Origin of the sequence: Neorhizobium sp. BETTINA12A, assembly GCF_023006485.1 — a bacterium.
Taxonomy (GTDB): Bacteria; Pseudomonadota; Alphaproteobacteria; order Rhizobiales; family Rhizobiaceae; genus Neorhizobium.
Map to the genome: position 1 here is coordinate 42,348 of NZ_JALBGW010000008.1, position 16,982 is coordinate 59,329.

Here is a 16,982-nt window from a genome sequence, read left to right on the forward strand (position 1 = left end):
TGATTGCGTTGAGGCAGAAAATACGATTAATTAGTCGCATTCGCTAATCGCTTTACGGGACTGAGACATGAACAACCGAGCAAGCTATTCAATTTCCTCAAGAAAATTGCCGAAGCAGTCCCGCTCGGAAGAGTTGGTGAAGGCAATTCTCGAGGCTGCCGTTCGCGTTTTGGCTGAGGAGGGCGCACATCGCTTCACCACCGCGCGGGTGGCTGAGAAGGCCGGCGTCAGCGTCGGCTCGCTTTACCAGTACTTCCCCAACAAGGCCGCTATTCTGTTTCGTCTGCAGAGCGACGAATGGCGGCAGACCACCAGCCTGCTGGGCGATATCCTGGGCGACCGCTCGATGCCGCCGCTCGCAAGGCTCCGCAGGCTTGTCCACATGTTCATTCAGTCCGAATGCGACGAGGCTGCGGTTCGCGTTGCGCTGGATGACGCTGCACCGCTCTACAGAGATGCGCCGGAGGCTTTGGAAGCACGCGAGGCGGGTAGCCGTAACATTGACGCTTTCATGCTAGAGGCGCTGCCACGGTCTCCAGAGGCAGTCCGTAACATGGCTGGTGACCTGATTTTCACGGCAATGAGCACCGTCGGCAAAGAGTTTTCCGAGGCACAGCATGACGCGGCGGAGATCGAGGGGTTCGCCGATGCAATGGCCGACATGTTCGAAGCCTATATGCGCAAGCTTGGGGGTGATGAACTTTTGCCATAGGCGCTGCCGTGTGGACGTGGAAGTCTCCGTGATCCCGAATTCTATCAGCGGCTGACTCTTTTCCAGAGCCTCGATCGTCTTTGCAATATCGAAGCAAAGGAGCAGGACCGATGAGTCTCAAGGGTAAGAATGTCGTCGTCACCGGTGGAAGCCGCGGGCTCGGCCTGGGGCTGGTGGAGGCACTTGTTGATCAGGAGGCAAGGGTCACGGTTGTGGCGCGTCAATCCGATGCGCTCGAGGCTGTCCGAACCCGACTGGGCGTTTCGACGATTGCCGCCGATGCCAGGGACGAGGCCGCCGCACACCGTATCCTTGCGGACGTTCGGCCGGATATACTTGTGCTGAACGCCGGAGCGAAACCGCCGATGGAGCGATTGGACAAGATCAGTTGGGCCGATTTCACCGCGACCTGGGAGCACGACGTCAAAGCCGGGCTACACTGGCTGCAAGGCGCGCTGAACCTGCCGCTCGAACCCGGGACCCGGGTTGTCGTCGTGTCGAGTGGCGCGGCCGTCGATGGATCCCCGATGTCAGGCGGCTATGGCGGCGCCAAACGCATGCTTTGGTTCATGGCCAAATATGCCAATCGGGTTTCCGAGCAGAGGCAGCTTGGTATCCGTTTCCAGGCAATCCTGCCTCGGCAAGTGATTTTAGCCACCGGCATCGGTGACATCGCCGCCAGCGCCTATGCCCGGGCCATGGACATCGAACCCGAAGCATTCGTGGCCCGTTTCGGGGCGCCGATGCCACCGAGGCTCTTCGGCGAAAACGTGGTGGCCGTGCTTGACAATCCGGCTTATTCTGAGGGGTTCGCATTCGGATTGTCTGGCGACAAGGGTGTGGACGTAATGGAAAGGTTTGCGGATTGAGTGCTGGATTGTCGGAACCGGACCGCGGCACACGAGCTGAGTTCACAGTCCTGGCCGAGGCATTGCGGCCGGAGTTACATCGCTATTGCGCCCGCCTCATGGGATCGGTGATCGATGGCGAGGATGTCGTTCAAGACACCTTTGCCAAAGCTCTTGTTGCCCTTGAAGACCTGCACGAGGCGCCGCACCTGCGGGCTTGGTTGTTCAAGATCGCCCATAATCGCGCCTTGGATTTGTTGCGCGGCCGGGCGATCCGTGCCGCGGAGCCCGTCGAGGCCGCGGAAAACGTCGTCGACGAAATCAATCTCGATCCCTTGGAGAGTCTCATGCATGAAGAAGCGATGCACACTGCGGTGTCGCGGTTCCATGAACTCCCTGTCCTGCAGCGCAGCGCCGTTATATTGAAAGACGTGCTCGACGAACCTTTGGCAGAGATAGCCTGTTTGCTCGGTATCACAATTGACGCGGTGAAGGGGCATCTGGCGCGGGGACGTGCGCGGCTCCGGGAGATCAATGCGCAAAGCATCCCCCTTCCGAACCGGACGGCCCCCTCCCCTGCCGTGGTGCGCTACGTTACGTTGTTCAATCAGCGGGACTGGAATGGTCTGCGCGCGCTCCTCGCCGAGGACGTGAAACTCCGGCAGTCCTCGCACCCGCTGCGCTCCGGCGCTGCAGACGTCGGTCTGTTCTTCACGATCTACGCCAAGTGCGACGGAATATGGCTTGTCCCGGCCTGGCTGGAGGGCCGGCAGGTCATCGCCGTTTTCAGCGCCCAAGGCGACCCGAAACCGACCCACCTCATGTGGTTGGAATGGAGTGGCGAACGGATCAGTTTTATCCGCGATTATCGCTACGCTCCTTACATTGTCGATGATGCGGAGTTGGTGTTCTGATCCAGCCCAACCCGATTTTCGCCCGTCCGCCGACGTCCATCCCGAAAGCGGTGTGAAACCATCACAACATGCATCTTTCGGGATGGTCCATCGATGACATCGCCGACTACGAGGCCGGTCGACTAACAAGCGAGGAGCGGATGAGGTTCAAGCGCTGGTGAACAAATCTCCCGTATAGAACTGTTCCGGGGGCAACGGATCCTTCACCGTGCCGAACTCCTGAAACATCTTGTTGAAGTCCGCCAGCCACTTGTTGACTGTGCCGTCCCTTGTGAAGGCGTCCAGTTCTCTGCTTGTCAGCATCTTGCGGCTGCGGGCGACCTTCTCGGTCGCATCTGCCGGGGCATTGAGGAAGGCCGTCGTAATCTGAATGGACCGGTCGATATTCGCGGCGCGGTAATCCATCGCCTTCTTCATGACGCGCAGGAATTTCTTCACGAGATCCGGGTTCTGCTGGACGATTTCGTTGCGGGCGACGAAGGTGTTGATGAACGACGTCTGCGGATAGAAATCCTGGTTGGACGCCAGCTCCTTCATATCCGGAACGCGCGGTTTGATCGTGTCGATCAGTGGATACCAGATACCGGCACCATCAATCTGCTTTGACGTGAACGCGGAAACGATCGTTGCAGGATCCATCGGCACGACCTGAATGTCGCCGACCGTCATGCCGGCCTTGGTGAGCGTCATGCGGAGGATCATATCGCCGGAAGTACCCTGCGGCACTCCGACCTTCTTGCCTTTCAGATCCTTGATCGTGCCGATATTGCCCTGCACGATGACGCGGTCGGAAAATCCGATATCGTTTACGCCGACCACTTTGGCCCGACCGCTCGCTGGCAGCCAGAGCGCTCCGGGGCCGATCGTGCCGAAATTCAAGCTGCCGGCGCCCATCGCCTGGATCTGGATCGGGCCGTTGGTGAAAACTTTGACCGACGGCGTGATACCTTCCGCCTCCCAGAGCTTCTGGTCCTGAGCGATTGCCAGGACACTGGCATTGGGAAAGTCGGCAATGTAGCCGATGGTCATGTCAGCGGATTGGGCGCTTGCCTTTCCGCCGATGGAAAATGCGCTCGCCACGGCGGCGACCGCCGTCGTCTTCATCAGATTACGTCTCGTCAGCATGTTCATTTCCTCCCTGTAACAGTCGATGTTTTTGAAAGCTTCAGGCCGCGGCCGGATGGTAGACCGACCGCCACACCTCGTTGCGCAATGTCGAGAATTCGGGCGAAAGACGCATCTCCTCGGTGCGCGGATAGGGCAGATCAACCGGAATTATTTTGTGAAGCCGGCCTGGGCGGGCAGCCATGACGACGACGCGGCTCCCCAGATAAACAGCCTCGTCGACGTCGTGGGTAATGAACATCACCGTGCGCCGCTCCTTGCTCCAGGTGGCCAGCAACTGATCCTGAAGCTGCACGCGGGTCAAAGCATCCAATGCGCCGAAGGGCTCGTCCATCAGCAAGATCTTCGGATTGACCGCATAGGCCCGCGCAATCGCGCAGCGCTGCTTCATGCCGCCGGAAAGCGTCTTCGGCAAGGAATTCGAGAAGTCGCTCAAGCCCACGAGGCCGATGAAATGGTCCGCAATCTTGCCGCGCTCCGCCTTCGGGTGACCTGCAATCTGCAGGCCGAACTCGACGTTCTGACGAACAGTCAGCCACGGAAAGAGCGCGTATTGCTGGAAGATCACGCCACGTTCAGGCCCCGGTCCCTTGACCGGCACGTTATCCACCAGCACCTGTCCGGACGACGGGTTGGTAAGGCCCGCCGCGATATTCATGGCTGTCGACTTGCCGCAACCGGACGGGCCGACCACGGTGATGAACTCGCCATCCTCGATATCGAGGTTGAGCCCCTGCAACGCGTTGAAGGAGGTCTGCCCTGCGATGCTGAAAGTCTTGGTGACGCTTTGGAACGAGATTTTTGTGTTCATAGCTTTTCCTGCCAGGCGGTCAGCACGCTATCGGTCGTCTGAACGATGCGGTCCATGATGAGACCGAGCACGCCGATCGCGATGAGGCTGACGAAAATCGTCGGAAGATCGTAATAGAGCTGCGCCTGCTGCATGCGGAAGCCAAGGCCCGATTGCGCGGCAATCAGTTCGGCCGCGACGACGGTTGCCCAGGACGACCCGAGGCCGATGCGGACGCCGACCATGATGTAGGGCAACGAGGCAGGCACGATAACCCGCCGGAAGATGGTGAAGTCGTTGGCACCAAGCACGCGTGCGGCGTTGATCAGCGTTCTATCGACGTTGACGACGCCCTGATACGTCGCCACGACGCTCGACAGGAAGGACGCCAGGAAAATGACGAAGATCTTCGGTGTTTCATCGATGCCCATGGTGACGATCGCCAGGGGGATGATGGCAAGCGGCGGGATGGTGCGGAAGAACTGCACGTAAGGCTCGATGATGCCGCGGGCAATGCGATACCAGCCCATCAGGAAGCCCACAGGGATTGCCACCGCGATGCCGAGCGCAAAGCCGGTAAAGACACGGCCAAGGCTCGAAATCGCATCCGACCACAAAAGCCCGTTCTGCGCCTGGATCACCGCCTGCTTCGCCACGGCAAGAGGCGTCGGAAGGCCGACGACCCCCTGTGACGTCACGACGGCCCAGAGAATGATGCCGACAGCCACGGCGGCGATGTTGACCGCCATCATTGCGATCGAACCGGACATGAGGGACGACCGGCTGGCCGGCTCGGGCTTTTCTTCACTCGTTGTGATGGACAAGGTCATGTCTCCCTCCGGGAAGCTGATCCGTCCCGGCAATATCGATGGCTCATCGCGCACCCGCCATGACGTCACGCGTCTTGAAGTTGGATTCGATCAGCCAGTCGCGCATAACATCCAGAAGCTCGCGCTTCCGTTCCGCATGGGCCGGATCGTTCCAGAGGTTCCTCACCTCCTTCGGGTCGTTCTCGAGGTCGAACAGTTGTCCGTCCTCAGAGCCCTTGAAGTGGACGAGCTTCCACCGATCGCTCCTCACGCCGGTCATGAACTCGACGCCACCGGCCATCGCCACGTCGCCGATCTGTTCGCAGAACACGTGGTCGCGCGGCGTCCAGTCCTTGCCTTCGAGCGCCGGCTTAAGGCTTTTTGCTTCGAAGGTTTTCGGTGGCACAATGCCGGCATATTCGAGGATGGTCGGGCCGAGGTCGAAGAGCTGGCAGAGACCGTCGACCGAGCGTCCACCCTCAAACCGGCCGGCCGTCGACCAGATGACGGTCGGCACGCGGGTGACGACGTCATACATCGACCATTTCTGAATCAAGCCATGCTCGCCCAGGCATTCGCCGTGATCGGAGGTGAAGATGACGATGGCATCTTCGAGATAGCCGCGCTCCTGAAGCGAACCGAGCAGTTCGCCAACCTTTTCGTCGATCAGCGTGACATTGCCAAGATAATGCGCCCAAAGCCGCTGCATCTGATCTTCAGACGGGTCGAGGCTCCAGACGACGGAGTCGTGATCGACCTCCACGTCGTGCTGGCGCTTGTCCTTCAGCTCCTGATGGAGAGAATCCAGTTCTTCTTTCGCCGGCCTTGGCAGCGGCAGATCGTTGCGCCTGAGATACGGCTCCGTATAGCGCGCCGGCGGATCGAACGGCGGATGCGGCCCGGGGAAACCGACCTGCAGGAACAGCGGCTCGGTCGTCGGATAGGTCTCGACCCACCACTTCGCCATATTGCCGACGAAGGCGTCGGAATGCAGCGCCTCGGGCAGTTTCCAGTCGAAGCAGCCCAGCCTGTCACGATAGTCGTCGAGTTTACGGTAGTGCTCGCGCTGCTGTTTGACGAGGCCGTTGGCGGCCAGCGCCTTGTCCCACTCGTCGAAATACCAGCGGCCTTCCATATAGCGATCCTTGTTTTCCACGACGTAGCGCTCGTGGAAACCAGAGTCCGAATTGTAGGGGATTGTATGCATCTTGCCGACGTTGACGCAGCGATAGCCGGCGTCACGTAGCTGCTCGACCCATGTCCGCTGCCATGCCTGGCCGTTGGCCAGAACGCCCGTCGTATGCGGGTAGTAGCCGGTAAACAGGCTTGCGCGCGAGGGAACGCAGCTTGGCGCATTGACGTGGCAATTGGTAAGCGCCACGCCCTTTTCGACAAGTCCATCAATATTGGGGGTCACGGCATAGGGGAACCCGAGCGCCGATATCGAGTCGTAGCGCTGCTGGTCCGTCATGATCAGAATGATGTTTGGCCTTTCAGCCATATACTGCTCCTCCGCGTCGCCGATAGCTGGCTTTCGCCTGCCGTGTCAGGCGAAAGAACGACTTCGGTCCCTCTTTCGCTTGCCTCCATTTCAAAAAGATGGCATAAAGTTACCGTTAACGCAACGATCACTCACGGGATTTTTTGAGCTGAGATGGCGATTGAACTTTCCGACAAGGTAGCCCGCAACGTCCCGACCCTTGCTTCGATCGCCGAGCGGGTGGGCGTTTCAGTCAATACCGTCTCGCGCGCGTTGCGCGCCCCGCACACGGTCCGCATCGAACTTCGCCGCCAGATCAATGCTGCGATGGAGGAGCTGAATTACGTGCCCAACCGGCTCGCCGGCGGGCTTTCGGGCACGCGCTCGGACATTGTTGGCGTTGTCGTCACCTCGCTCTACTATTCCGAATTCGCCAACATCATCGATACGCTGCAATCAGCTTTGCTGGAGCATGACCTGCAGGTCATGCTCGCCAATACAAGGTACAATGCTGACCAGGAGCTGCGGCTCGTCCGGTCCATCCTGAGCTGGCGGCCGGCGGCCGTTGCCATCATTGGCGTCGACCATCCCCCGAAAGTCGTCGAGCTTCTCAAGGCAGCCGACATCCCGATCATCGAGATGTGGGACACGGGCGGTGAAGTGATTGATACCGCCGTTGGTTTCGATCACGCACGTGTCGGCGCAGCGCAAGCCAACCATCTCATAGCTCAGGGTTATCGGCGCCTGGCCTTTGTTGGCAGCGTTCGCGAAAACGATAAACGCGCCCAGAAGCGTTTGAGCGGGCTGGAAGCTGCGGCAGCGACGGCCGGCCTCCCCGACATCGTCAAGCATACGGCGCAGCAAGGCGGCAGCCCTGAACTCGGGGAGCGGCTTGCAACCGAGCTTCTGGAGCGCCATCCCGAGATCGACGCAATCGCCTGCAACAGCGATGTCGTTGCGTTTGGCGTGCTTCGGGCACTGCGGAAACTCGGCCGGCGCGTTCCCCAAGATATCGGCGTTGTTGGATTTGGAGACAACGAGGCGGCGAGCTGCGTTAGTCCCTCCCTAACGACGGTTCGCCCTGATCGCGAGCGTATTGGCAAGCTGACGGCCGAGGCGATCGTCGCACGGATCAACGATGCCAAATCATACACCGCACCCGTCGAATGGGAGCTTATCGTCCGGGAAAGTACAGTTCGATAGCTCCCGGCCATCCAAGGCGGTTGAAGCGTTCGTCTCCAGCGTTCGTTCGACATCCCACTCTCGGTCCAGCTCTGCCAGTCTTGTTTCGATCTGCATCGCGATCTGACAAATGTCGATCATCGCATTCTCGGGATTGACAACGATTGCGTTCGTAATGTTATAACATAATAGAACTAATGATCGAAGCTACCGTCAATCTGGAGACAAGTCATGTCACGGCAGAAATCTCAACCAACTCCGGTGACCGTTTTAACCGGCTATCTCGGTGCTGGCAAAACCACGCTTCTCAACCGCATCCTGATGGAGCCGCACGGAAAGAAGTTCGCCGTCGATGAGATCGGGATCGACAGGCCAGGGCCGTCACCCGCCTCGTCTTTTCTCACTCGAAACCGTCTGCTAGCTGCTGTCGCATCAGGTCTTATCTTCGCGGCGTCCGGAGCGTTTGCCGATGAAGATCATGAGACGACGGAGGCATGGCGCCTGTTTGTCGGCGATCACACGAACCCGGTCGTGCGTGCCATCAACTTCGAGAACGGCAAGGAACTCGGCCGCTATGACGTCAAGGGTCCCGCGGCCCTGACCGCCAGCGCGTCCGGCCAGACCGTATTCGCCACGCAGTCGGATCATGACATCATGCACGTCCTCAAGACTGGCATCGATTTCTCCGATCACGGGGAGCATCGGGACCTGGAGGTTTCCGAGGTGGGGCTGTTGCCCGTGACTTTCGAGGGCAAGCGTCCTTTCCACGTCGTTCCGCATGACGACCATGCGATCCTCTTCTACGATCGAGGCGGCAAGGCGGATATCATCGACGAAGCGGCTCTTCTCGAAGGCAGGGCTGACGTGAAGACAATCGACACGACGAAGCCGCATCACGGCGTAGCGGTAACGATGGGTCGTTTCGTGCTGGTGTCGGTTCCAAACACCGAAGTCGAAACCAAGCCCGACGAATTGCCGCCTCGGGTCGGACTTCGCGTCGTTGACGAGACGGGCAGGCAGCTCGGCGACGTCGCGAAATGCACCGATCTTCACGGCGAGGCCACTTCGTCCCTGCTGGTTGCTTTCGGTTGCAAGGAAGGCGTTCTTGTCGCCCGTCCTGGCGGACTTGATGGACCGAAACTGGAAATGCTCGCTTACCCATCTGACATGCCGAAAGGTTCGACTGGTACCTTGCTTGGCGGTAAGGCAATGCAGTTCTTCCTCGGCAACTACGGCGAGGACAAAATCGTCCTGATCGATCCGGACAGCGAGAAGCACTTCCGGCTGATCGCCCTGCCCACCCGCCGCGTCGACTTCCTGCTGGACCCAGCAACGCCGCGCAGTGCCTACATCCTGACGGAGGACGGTGATCTTCATGTGCTGGACGTGATCAAGGGCGAGATCGTTCGCAAGGGAAAGGTCACCGAGCCCTACAGCAAGGACGGCCATTGGCGTGATCCGCGTCCGCGCCTTGCCGTTGCGGACGGTCATATCGTCATTACCGATCCGCGGCACTCGCTAGTTCGCGTCGTCGATGCGGAAAGCCTGAAGGAGGTCCGTACGATTCCCGTCGAAGGAAAACCCTTTACGATCGTTGCCGTCGGCGGCTCCGGGGCATCGCATTGATGCGATGCTGCGGCATGAAGCGGCGCCGTTGACAGTCGGCAGAGGGAGTGTAGGTTGGCGGCGTCAAGGTTCTTCCATCCCGCGATGGAAGCTAAGAGGGAATCCGGTAAAAACCGGAGCTGTCCCGCAACTGTGAGCGGTGAGCCGTTCGTCCAACATGTCACTGGCAGCCAATGCCGGGAAGACGGGCGATCAAGGCTTTGACCCGCGAGCCAGGAGACCTGCCTGACAATAGAAATTCCGTGGTCGGGGTGTGCCACAGGAATGACGGTTCCGTCGGGCTATCCCTGCCTGCCGCAACCCTCATTTTTGCTGCCTCCTCCTTTGAGTGAGACGAAGGCAGTGAAAACACAGGGATTATCTTCCCAGAACGTATCCGGGCGCGCCGTCCTGCTGATTGCGAAATCCGCCTTTGCGGCATCGCCGCATCTGGAAATGCAACGGCTCGCGAAACTTGCAGCCGGCGTGACCGGAGCCGGAACGGTTCGGGTCGCCTTTACCGAACAGGGTACCCCCTCCCTGCGCGACGCGCTGTCCGATCTGCTCGACGAGGATGTCGAAACCGTCGTTATCGTGCCGCTCGTCCTGCCCATGGAGCCGAGCGTCCTTATCTGGCTGACGAAATCGCTGAAGCGCTGGAAAGCGGCCGATAGCCGGCGCTGGCCGGCCCTTTCGATCACCCGGGATATCGCCTCGAGCACGCTGATGGCGCGGCTGATCGGCGAACTGCTCGAAACCGCCGAAGCACTGGACGTGCCGCAGACCAACACGCCGCCCGTTGCCGAGGGATCGCTCGTGCCGGCCCAGAAACGCCGCGTGCTCGTCTGCCAGGGCGGTCCCTGCAACGCGGCCGGAGCCGATGTGATCTGGGGACATCTGCGCAACCAGCAGGAGCGGCAGAAACTGCGCACTGCCGGCGACGGCACGATGACCGCAAAATCCACCTGTCTCGGTCCCTGCAATCTGGCGCCCGTGCTGCAGGTATTTCCGGAAGGAACCTATTACGGCGGCGTCAACGAAGATGCGATCGACCGGATCATCGGCGAGCACCTGCTCGGCGGTGGGATCGTCGAGGACTTCGCCTATCACCCAACGGGCCGCAAGCAGCGGCTTCGCGCCCCATCCGAACAGAACAAGAGGAAAGAGAATTGACGTCGCACACTCTATCGCGCCTGGCCGCCGCCTGGCTCAGTGCCGCCATCTTTGTCACCGCAGGCACTGTCTTCGCTGCCGAGCCGGTTCGCGTCGGCGCCACCTACATCACCAGTGGCACGGATCCGGCCAAGGGCTCGAACGGCTGGGCGCTGGTCAGCCATGGCGTCGGCGAGAACCTCTTCACCGTCGATCGGGACGGCAAGCTCGTGCCGGAGCTGGCCGAGAAGGCGGAGCGCATCGCAGACCTGACCTGGACCGTGAGCCTGAAACCCGGCCGCCTGTTTTCCGATGGCACGCCCGTCACCGCCAAGGCACTGGCAGCCGGTTTCGATACAACGTTCGCCAACAACAAGGCGGCGCTCGCGACCGGCGGCAAGCTGACCTTCGAGGCGGGCGACGACCTGACACTGAAGGTGACGACCGAAAAGCCGGTGCCGTTCATTCAGGCACTCTTCGCCGAATGGCCGCTGATTGCCTACAAACCCGTCGGGGCCGGCAATGCCGTGTTCAGCGGTCCTTACCGGATCTCCGGCTTCAAGACGGATGCCGCGATCACGCTGGAGCCCAACGTGCATTTCGCTGGCGCCGACCAGCGTTCGCCGGTCAATTTCCGCAAGTTCGGTGATGCCCAGACCCTGACGCTGGCGCTGGAAGCAGGCGAACTCGACATGGCCTTCGGCTTGCCGTCGGAAGTCGTTACCCGGCTCAAGACAAACCCGGACCTGACGATCAAGTCGTTCCCGGTCGGGTACCAGTATCTTGCTTTCTTCAATACCGCCCGGCCGCTGATGGCTGACGTGAAGGTGCGCCGGGCGATCGATCTGGCCTTCGACCGCAAGGAGCTTGCAGCCGCGATCAACGGCGGCGAACCGGCCACCGGTGCCTACGCCGCCTATTTCCCCTTTGCCGGCAGGGAGGCACGCCCGACCGATCTTGCCAGGGCAGCAGCGCTCCTCGACGAAGCCGGTTGGGCAAAAGGCGGCGGCGGCATGCGCGAAAAGGGCGGCACGCCGCTGCGCCTGCTGGTCATCACCTATCCGCAGCGCCCGGATCTCGTCACCATGCTGCCGGTGGTCAAGGCGGAACTCGCCAAGATCGGCATCGCGGTCGATACGCAGGTGGTAGAGAGCATCCAGCAGGTAGCTTCGGCCGGCGACTTTGACATCGCGCTCTGGGCGCAGCACACGGCCCCGAGCGGCGACGCCGCCTTTTTCCTGAACTCGATGCTGAGAAGCAGCGCTTCGCTGAACTATGCGAAATATGCCTCGCCGGACTTCGACGCGATCCTCGACCGGTTTGCGACCGAGGGTGATCCGGCAAAGCGGGTGGCGATCGCGCTGGATGCTCAGCAGAAAGTCTTCGCCGATGCGCCCGTCTCCTTCCTGGTATCGCCCGTCTGGTATGTCGGCCTGTCGACGCGGCTGAAGAACTACGAGCCGTGGGGATCCGACTACCACGTCCTGCGCGCCGATATCGGCGAGGCGGAGTAGGCCACGTGATGCGACTGGCCCGGTTCGGCATACAATCGATAGCGGGGTTGCTGGCGGTTTCGCTCGCCTCTTTCTCGGTCATCACCTTGATGCCGGCCGATCCGGTTGCGATCGCCATTCGCGTCTGGAGCCTGCCGGCGACGGAGGAAACCGTCGCAGCATTGAGGGCGGAGTGGGGCCTCGATCAGCCCGTGCCGCTTCGCTATCTCCATTGGCTGGCAGATTTCCTCGGCGGAGATTGGGGCCGTTCGTTTCGGACTGGAGAGCCCGTACTTGCCGAATTCGTTGAACGGCTGCCGGTTTCGCTGTCGCTCGGTCTCGCCGGCCTGGCGCTGGCGATCGCGCTGGCAATTCCGCTCGGGTTCTTCTCAGCGGCCTATCCCGGGGGTATCGTCGATCGGATGAGCCGGGCTCTGTCGGTCTTCGTCCAGGCAGTGCCGGCCTTCTGGCTGGGCCTTGTCCTTCTCTGGGTCTTTGGTGTGCAGTTGCGCTGGGTCAGACCCTTCGCCAATGATTGGACGGCAATCGTCCTGCCCGTCCTGCTGATCGCGCTGCATTCGGTTGCCGTTCTCTCCCGCGTCTATCGGCGCGACTTGAAGGAAACCGCCGGCCAGCCGCATTTCCGCACGGCTCTTGCCAAGGGCCTGTCGGAACGCCAAGCGCTCTGGCGGCACGGCCACCGCAGCGCGCTCTATGCCCTCCTGTCGGCAGTCCGTTCCGAAGCGGGCTGGGTGATCGGCAGCACCGCGACCATGGAAATCCTCTTCGGGCTTGCCGGCATCAGCCAATTCCTGGTGCAGAGCATCGCGGCGCGCGACCAGATGGTGCTGCAGGCCTATGTCATGGTCATCGCCATCTGGATGCTTGTGATGAATGCCGGCGCCAATCTCGCCATGCGCCTTCTCGATCCGCGTCTCGCCTAATGTCCCGGCTGGTCATGCTCGCGGCGCTCGCCGTTTTTCTCTGTGTCGGTGGTTTTTGGCAGCCATATGATCCCGATACGGTGGACATGCTTGCCCGTCATTCCGGCATGACCGCCCGCCATCTGCTCGGTACCGATCATCTCGGTCGCGATCTTCTATCCCGTATCATGGCCGGCGGCTGGCGGACGGCCTGCGTCATCCTCTCGGTCGGTGCGATCGGCTTTTTCGCGGGCACGCTGCTTGGCACCGCCGCCGCCGTCCTTGGTGGCTGGCGCGAGAAGGTGATCCTGCGCTTCTGCGAGTTCTTCATCATGATGCCGACGCTCATCGTCGCACTGACAGCGGCGGCGATTTTCGGCCTGTCGCCGCTCAGCGCCGGACTGGCGCTCGGCTTGGCTGGCGTCGGGCCGCATGCGCTGCTTGCGCATTCGCTCAGTCAGCGGGTGCTCGGCCAGCCGTTCATGCTGGCAGCGAGGAGCCTCGGCGTTGCGCCGGCACGGATGATTACCCGCCATCTTCTGCCGAATACTCTGCCGCTGATGTTCGCCTATGTCGGCAACCAAGCGGGGCTTGCCGCAGTCGCCTACGCCTCGCTCGCCTTCATCGGCCTTGGGGCCGACCCGTCGAAGCCGGATTGGGGATCGATGCTGTTCGAATATCGCGTGTTTATCTTCGACCACCCGATGCTGATGATCTGGCCGGGGACGGCGGTTGCATTGACTGTCTCGGTGATAAACCGGGTTTTTGACGACGGCCAGGAGTGACTGCGTTTCGTCTGGTTTCCTGACGATCGATCACCGGCGCCGTGACACGGCTGCTGATCGAACGCTCATCGCGCAAGCACGCCGAACGGTGAAACCGACTTCAGGTCGGGATCCGCGATATCGGTCGCTCTCGCGACCTCAGCATGGCTCATGCTGTAGCCGTAGTCGAGGACGCGCACACCGTCCATGATGAAGAGCTGGGCCTTGTCCAGGCCGGGTCGCAGGTTCCCCGTCACGGTGACCACCTCGTACACCCTCGAAAGATGGAATGGCTCGTCTGCTACGACATGGACCAATTGGTTCGGCGGTGGAGCCGCACTATGGCTGCAGGCGCCGGCCCAGGGCACCAGCATGAACTCGTAGACGAGGTCGCCGTCCTGATCGACGGGCAGGATGAACCCGGTCAGCTCCACCGCGCGGCTTTCGTCATGCCATGCGAGTGTTTCGCCCTGGGAGCGACTGGATGCCATGCCTGGTAACGCGACATCTAATCTCGATTGATCCGCAGGCCGCAAGGCGCTCCATAGAACCGGCTGAGCAGCCGCAAAAACGCCAAACGCCGGACAAGCCGTCCCGATCATGATCGTCGTTAGTTTCAGGAGGAAAAGCGCGCGCCTCATCTGCATCTCCATGCGCGTAGCGCTCGCAAGAAAGAGGCCACTGCTGACGTGGATGTTAGCCCTATTTATCCACTTGGGTCAAAGCCAAGGTAGAAGGCGCGAAGTCAGAGTTTCGTGTGGTCAGTCCAGTCGAACCTCAAAAGAAGCCTTCACATATCGGAACCGGACGCGGTGGCGGCGCGGGATGATCCTGGGTGTACTTAGTGATGATCGGCTCCAGCGTCTCCTTCGCCCAGAACTTCGGCGCGCCGATGTCCTGCAGGCACGTGGCGTTCCAGTAAAGTCCTGATTTCTCCGGTGCCTTGCCCGTCGCCAGTGCCTTGGAGACAGCCGCGATGTCTTTTGACTCCGGATAGACGTAGAGGGTCGTCGGATTGTCGTTGACCATCGACAGCACCTGGGGCGTCTCCGATGGCGACCAGCTGGTGCAGCCATCACTGCGGCCGCCGGCATAGGTTACCAGCTTGCCACGGGGAACATATCCGTCGCGGTTGGCGTAGGGACTATCCGGCTTCTTCATCATGCAGATGCCGGAGACGAGTGCCGAGGCATGTCCGCCTATCGCGCGCTGCCTGGCGTTCGCAGTTTCTCCGACGCCATCGAACTGCACGAACGACCTGGTCAGGACCGTCTCCTGCTTTGGAGAAACGTTGTAGTAGCCCTTGAAGGAGGTCTTGATCTCGCTGGTCAGATAGGCCCCGCCTGCGGTCAGATTGGAGTTGAGGGCATTGCCGAAGTTCTTCGCGCACTGCCGTCCATTGGTGAAGTTTGCGACGCCCGGCAGGTTGCGGCCCCCGCCGTGCCCCGACGAAATTACGCGAAAGGACTGCTCAGCCTCACAGATGATGTAGAACCGCCCCCCTGCAGGCCCTTCGGTCAGGTCGTTCGGCCGCGTAGCGTCCATGGCGAAGTAGCAGGCGTTCCTGATCTTACCTTGCGACAGCTTTTCCTGATAAAGCGCACGTGCCCTTTCCAGCACCATCGGCGCGATCTGGCCGTTTCCGGCGCCGACATGGGCGTTCAGCCAATTCGGGAGCCGGGACGCGCCTTCGGAGGCGAAGGATGCGGAAGGCGCGGATAGACAGGCGACAGCGGATAAAAATCCAAGATATTTGAGAAGTATGAGCTTCGGGTTCACGAACACTCTCCGGGAATGACATTTGTGAAGGTCGGCCATCATGGTTGAGGAAGATTTAACAGCGGACCTCCAGCCTCGTCGCAACGATCTGCGAATAGTCGCTTCCCATCGGGTCGCTGAAGAACATGGTCGTCAGCATCGCCTGGTTTTCTGCCAGGATCTCCTTCGAATCCGGCCTGACGACTTTGCGCGCGCAGTGGCCGAAGCTGTTGCCTGACGTCTTCAGGGCCGCGTCGTCTGAAAAGTCCAGCGCGGTATAGAGGGTCGGATCGAAGACGCCGAACACGATCAATCCCTTCAATGGCGTCTTTTGCACTGGCTTTTGACTGAACGACAGGGTGAGGTAGCCGTTCTCGTAGGTGCCGTGCAAGGCATCTGGCTTGGCCAGCGCCAACGGTTTGCCGTTGATCGTCACGTTTGTGTAGTAGTTGTACCGATCAAGGGATTCCTGAACCGTCTTGGCCACCGCAGCCACCTCCGCGGGATCGAGAGTGTTGTTGCGGTTCTTGTCGTAGTCGAGGAGCACCGACGAGGAGAAGACTTCATCGAAGCGCCAGGTGTCTCGCACCTCCGCGAGGCTGCCATCCGCGCCCGCCACCGCCTCGAACTTCGCGTCGACGAAAATATGAGGATGGGCCTCGGCCCCTGTCGGAGCACCGGCGGCGGCTAACCCCGCGAGAACCGAAAGACTGACGGAGACCAACTGGCGGAACGATGTCATGTTCTGCGAATGCCGAGGGGATTGCGTCCGATTTAAGTCGAAGGCGCTACCGATGCGAAAAAACCTCGCGAAGACAAATCCGTCAATGTGTTCATTTGCACTGACGGGTTGGATGCCTCTTAGGATCGAACATCCTTCAATCCTTCTCGCCGGCGCGGCAAACCCAACATGGACTTTACCGCCACCCACCATCGGGGCGTCTTAGGTTCTCGCACCGCTTCGTTCTTTGCCCACTCGGCGCCTGCGGGTTCAACTCTTGTCGCCATAGGCTGAACAAGAAACTCGATCCGTTTCATGAATGCGCTGCTGTCGAACCGTTTTGACGTTACCAGCGGACCATCGCCGGAAGGCTCCGTGTGGAAGAAAACTTCGAGATTGACCACTGGTATGGAGCGGATATTGCGCAGGAGATCGATCTCCGGTCGTGTCGTTATGGCGAAGGAATAATGATCCGAACGGAGTGCAATAAAAGCCTCCGGAAACGTCGATACCGCCACGGAGTCATGCCCATGGCTCGCCAGTTTCGCGACGATCGCATTGGCCGCCGCCACGGGCAGAAACACAAGAATTCTCTTGGGGTGAGTTGTTTCGATAGACATAGCGAGTTCCTCATACGGAGATGAGAAAATCTAGCTTTTACCGGTGCAAGCGTGTGTTTGGTTTTGTTTGATTTTGTTGCGAGTGC

The 16,982-nt window shown here is 60.5% G+C and carries 17 protein-coding genes and 1 riboswitch; of the genes, 9 read left to right on the plus strand and 8 right to left on the minus strand.

The genetic code is table 11. The annotated features are described in order from the left end of the window. Positions 1-67 precede the first annotated feature (67 nt). The 3 genes from MOV61_RS04225 to MOV61_RS04235 all read left to right on the plus strand — a co-directional run bounded on the left by MOV61_RS04225 (position 68) and on the right by MOV61_RS04235 (position 2,474). Complete coding sequence (locus MOV61_RS04225; protein WP_247135672.1) at positions 68-712, plus strand: TetR family transcriptional regulator; 645 nt, start codon at positions 68-70, stop codon at positions 710-712. A 110-nt stretch (positions 713-822) separates the two neighbouring features. Continuing rightward, on the plus strand, positions 823-1,581 hold the full coding sequence (locus MOV61_RS04230) for an SDR family NAD(P)-dependent oxidoreductase (protein ID WP_247033395.1): 759 nt from the start codon (positions 823-825) through the stop codon (positions 1,579-1,581). Continuing rightward, positions 1,578-2,474 (plus strand): sigma-70 family RNA polymerase sigma factor, encoded by an 897-nt coding sequence (locus MOV61_RS04235; RefSeq protein WP_258718778.1) that lies wholly within the window; start codon positions 1,578-1,580, stop codon positions 2,472-2,474. The genes MOV61_RS04230 and MOV61_RS04235 overlap by 4 nt, the downstream gene beginning before the upstream one ends. A gap of 147 nt (positions 2,475-2,621) precedes the next feature. Here MOV61_RS04235 and MOV61_RS04240 read toward each other — a convergent pair whose 3' ends face one another. From MOV61_RS04240 to MOV61_RS04255, 4 genes are all read right to left on the minus strand, one after another. Then, positions 2,622-3,578 (minus strand): aliphatic sulfonate ABC transporter substrate-binding protein, encoded by a 957-nt coding sequence (locus MOV61_RS04240; RefSeq protein ID WP_408962348.1) that lies wholly within the window; start codon positions 3,576-3,578, stop codon positions 2,622-2,624. Between the two features lie 61 nt (positions 3,579-3,639). Beyond that, on the minus strand, positions 3,640-4,410 hold the full coding sequence (locus MOV61_RS04245) for an ABC transporter ATP-binding protein (protein WP_040124951.1): 771 nt from the start codon (positions 4,408-4,410) through the stop codon (positions 3,640-3,642). Beyond that, positions 4,407-5,159: an ABC transporter permease gene (locus MOV61_RS04250; RefSeq protein WP_041366411.1), complete on the minus strand. Its 753-nt coding sequence runs from the start codon at positions 5,157-5,159 to the stop codon at positions 4,407-4,409. The genes MOV61_RS04245 and MOV61_RS04250 overlap by 4 nt, the downstream gene beginning before the upstream one ends. A gap of 103 nt (positions 5,160-5,262) precedes the next feature. Beyond that, positions 5,263-6,699 (minus strand): sulfatase, encoded by a 1,437-nt coding sequence (locus tag MOV61_RS04255; RefSeq protein ID WP_247135674.1) that lies wholly within the window; start codon positions 6,697-6,699, stop codon positions 5,263-5,265. Between the two features lie 153 nt (positions 6,700-6,852). On the opposite strand from MOV61_RS04255, the gene MOV61_RS04260 reads away from it, so the two are divergent. From MOV61_RS04260 to MOV61_RS04285, 6 genes are all read left to right on the plus strand, one after another. Next, complete coding sequence (locus MOV61_RS04260) at positions 6,853-7,881, plus strand: LacI family DNA-binding transcriptional regulator (RefSeq protein WP_247135675.1); 1,029 nt, start codon at positions 6,853-6,855, stop codon at positions 7,879-7,881. A gap of 210 nt (positions 7,882-8,091) precedes the next feature. Then, positions 8,092-9,486, plus strand: a complete 1,395-nt coding sequence (gene aztD, locus MOV61_RS04265) for a zinc metallochaperone AztD (RefSeq protein ID WP_247135676.1) — start codon at positions 8,092-8,094, stop codon at positions 9,484-9,486. A gap of 49 nt (positions 9,487-9,535) precedes the next feature. After that, a riboswitch (cobalamin riboswitch) is annotated at positions 9,536-9,730 on the plus strand. Between the two features lie 98 nt (positions 9,731-9,828). Then, the gene (locus MOV61_RS04270) at positions 9,829-10,638 is read left to right on the plus strand and encodes a (2Fe-2S) ferredoxin domain-containing protein (protein WP_247135677.1); all 810 of its coding nucleotides are present in this window, start codon (positions 9,829-9,831) and stop codon (positions 10,636-10,638) included. Further along, positions 10,635-12,131, plus strand: coding sequence for an ABC transporter substrate-binding protein (locus tag MOV61_RS04275; RefSeq protein WP_247135678.1), 1,497 nt, complete (start codon positions 10,635-10,637; stop codon positions 12,129-12,131). The genes MOV61_RS04270 and MOV61_RS04275 overlap by 4 nt, the downstream gene beginning before the upstream one ends. An 8-nt stretch (positions 12,132-12,139) precedes the next feature. After that, positions 12,140-13,054: an ABC transporter permease gene (locus tag MOV61_RS04280; RefSeq protein ID WP_247135704.1), complete on the plus strand. Its 915-nt coding sequence runs from the start codon at positions 12,140-12,142 to the stop codon at positions 13,052-13,054. Next, entirely contained in the window at positions 13,054-13,818 is a 765-nt protein-coding gene (locus MOV61_RS04285; RefSeq protein WP_247135679.1) for an ABC transporter permease, read from the plus strand. The genes MOV61_RS04280 and MOV61_RS04285 overlap by 1 nt, the downstream gene beginning before the upstream one ends. A 65-nt stretch (positions 13,819-13,883) precedes the next feature. On the opposite strand, the gene MOV61_RS04290 is transcribed toward MOV61_RS04285, so the two are convergent. The 4 genes from MOV61_RS04290 to MOV61_RS04305 all read right to left on the minus strand — a co-directional run bounded on the left by MOV61_RS04290 (position 13,884) and on the right by MOV61_RS04305 (position 16,896). Next, on the minus strand, positions 13,884-14,438 hold the full coding sequence (locus MOV61_RS04290; RefSeq protein ID WP_408962346.1) for a DUF3299 domain-containing protein: 555 nt from the start codon (positions 14,436-14,438) through the stop codon (positions 13,884-13,886). A gap of 136 nt (positions 14,439-14,574) precedes the next feature. Continuing rightward, positions 14,575-15,576 carry a murein L,D-transpeptidase catalytic domain family protein gene (locus MOV61_RS04295; RefSeq protein WP_247135680.1) on the minus strand — a complete coding sequence of 334 codons (1,002 nt, stop codon included), beginning with the start codon at positions 15,574-15,576 and terminating at the stop codon, positions 14,575-14,577. Positions 15,577-15,631: 55 nt separating this feature from the next. Beyond that, entirely contained in the window at positions 15,632-16,297 is a 666-nt protein-coding gene (locus tag MOV61_RS04300) for a DUF1007 family protein (RefSeq protein WP_040124959.1), read from the minus strand. A gap of 119 nt (positions 16,298-16,416) precedes the next feature. Beyond that, entirely contained in the window at positions 16,417-16,896 is a 480-nt protein-coding gene (locus tag MOV61_RS04305) for a hypothetical protein (RefSeq protein WP_247135681.1), read from the minus strand. Positions 16,897-16,982 lie beyond the last annotated feature (86 nt).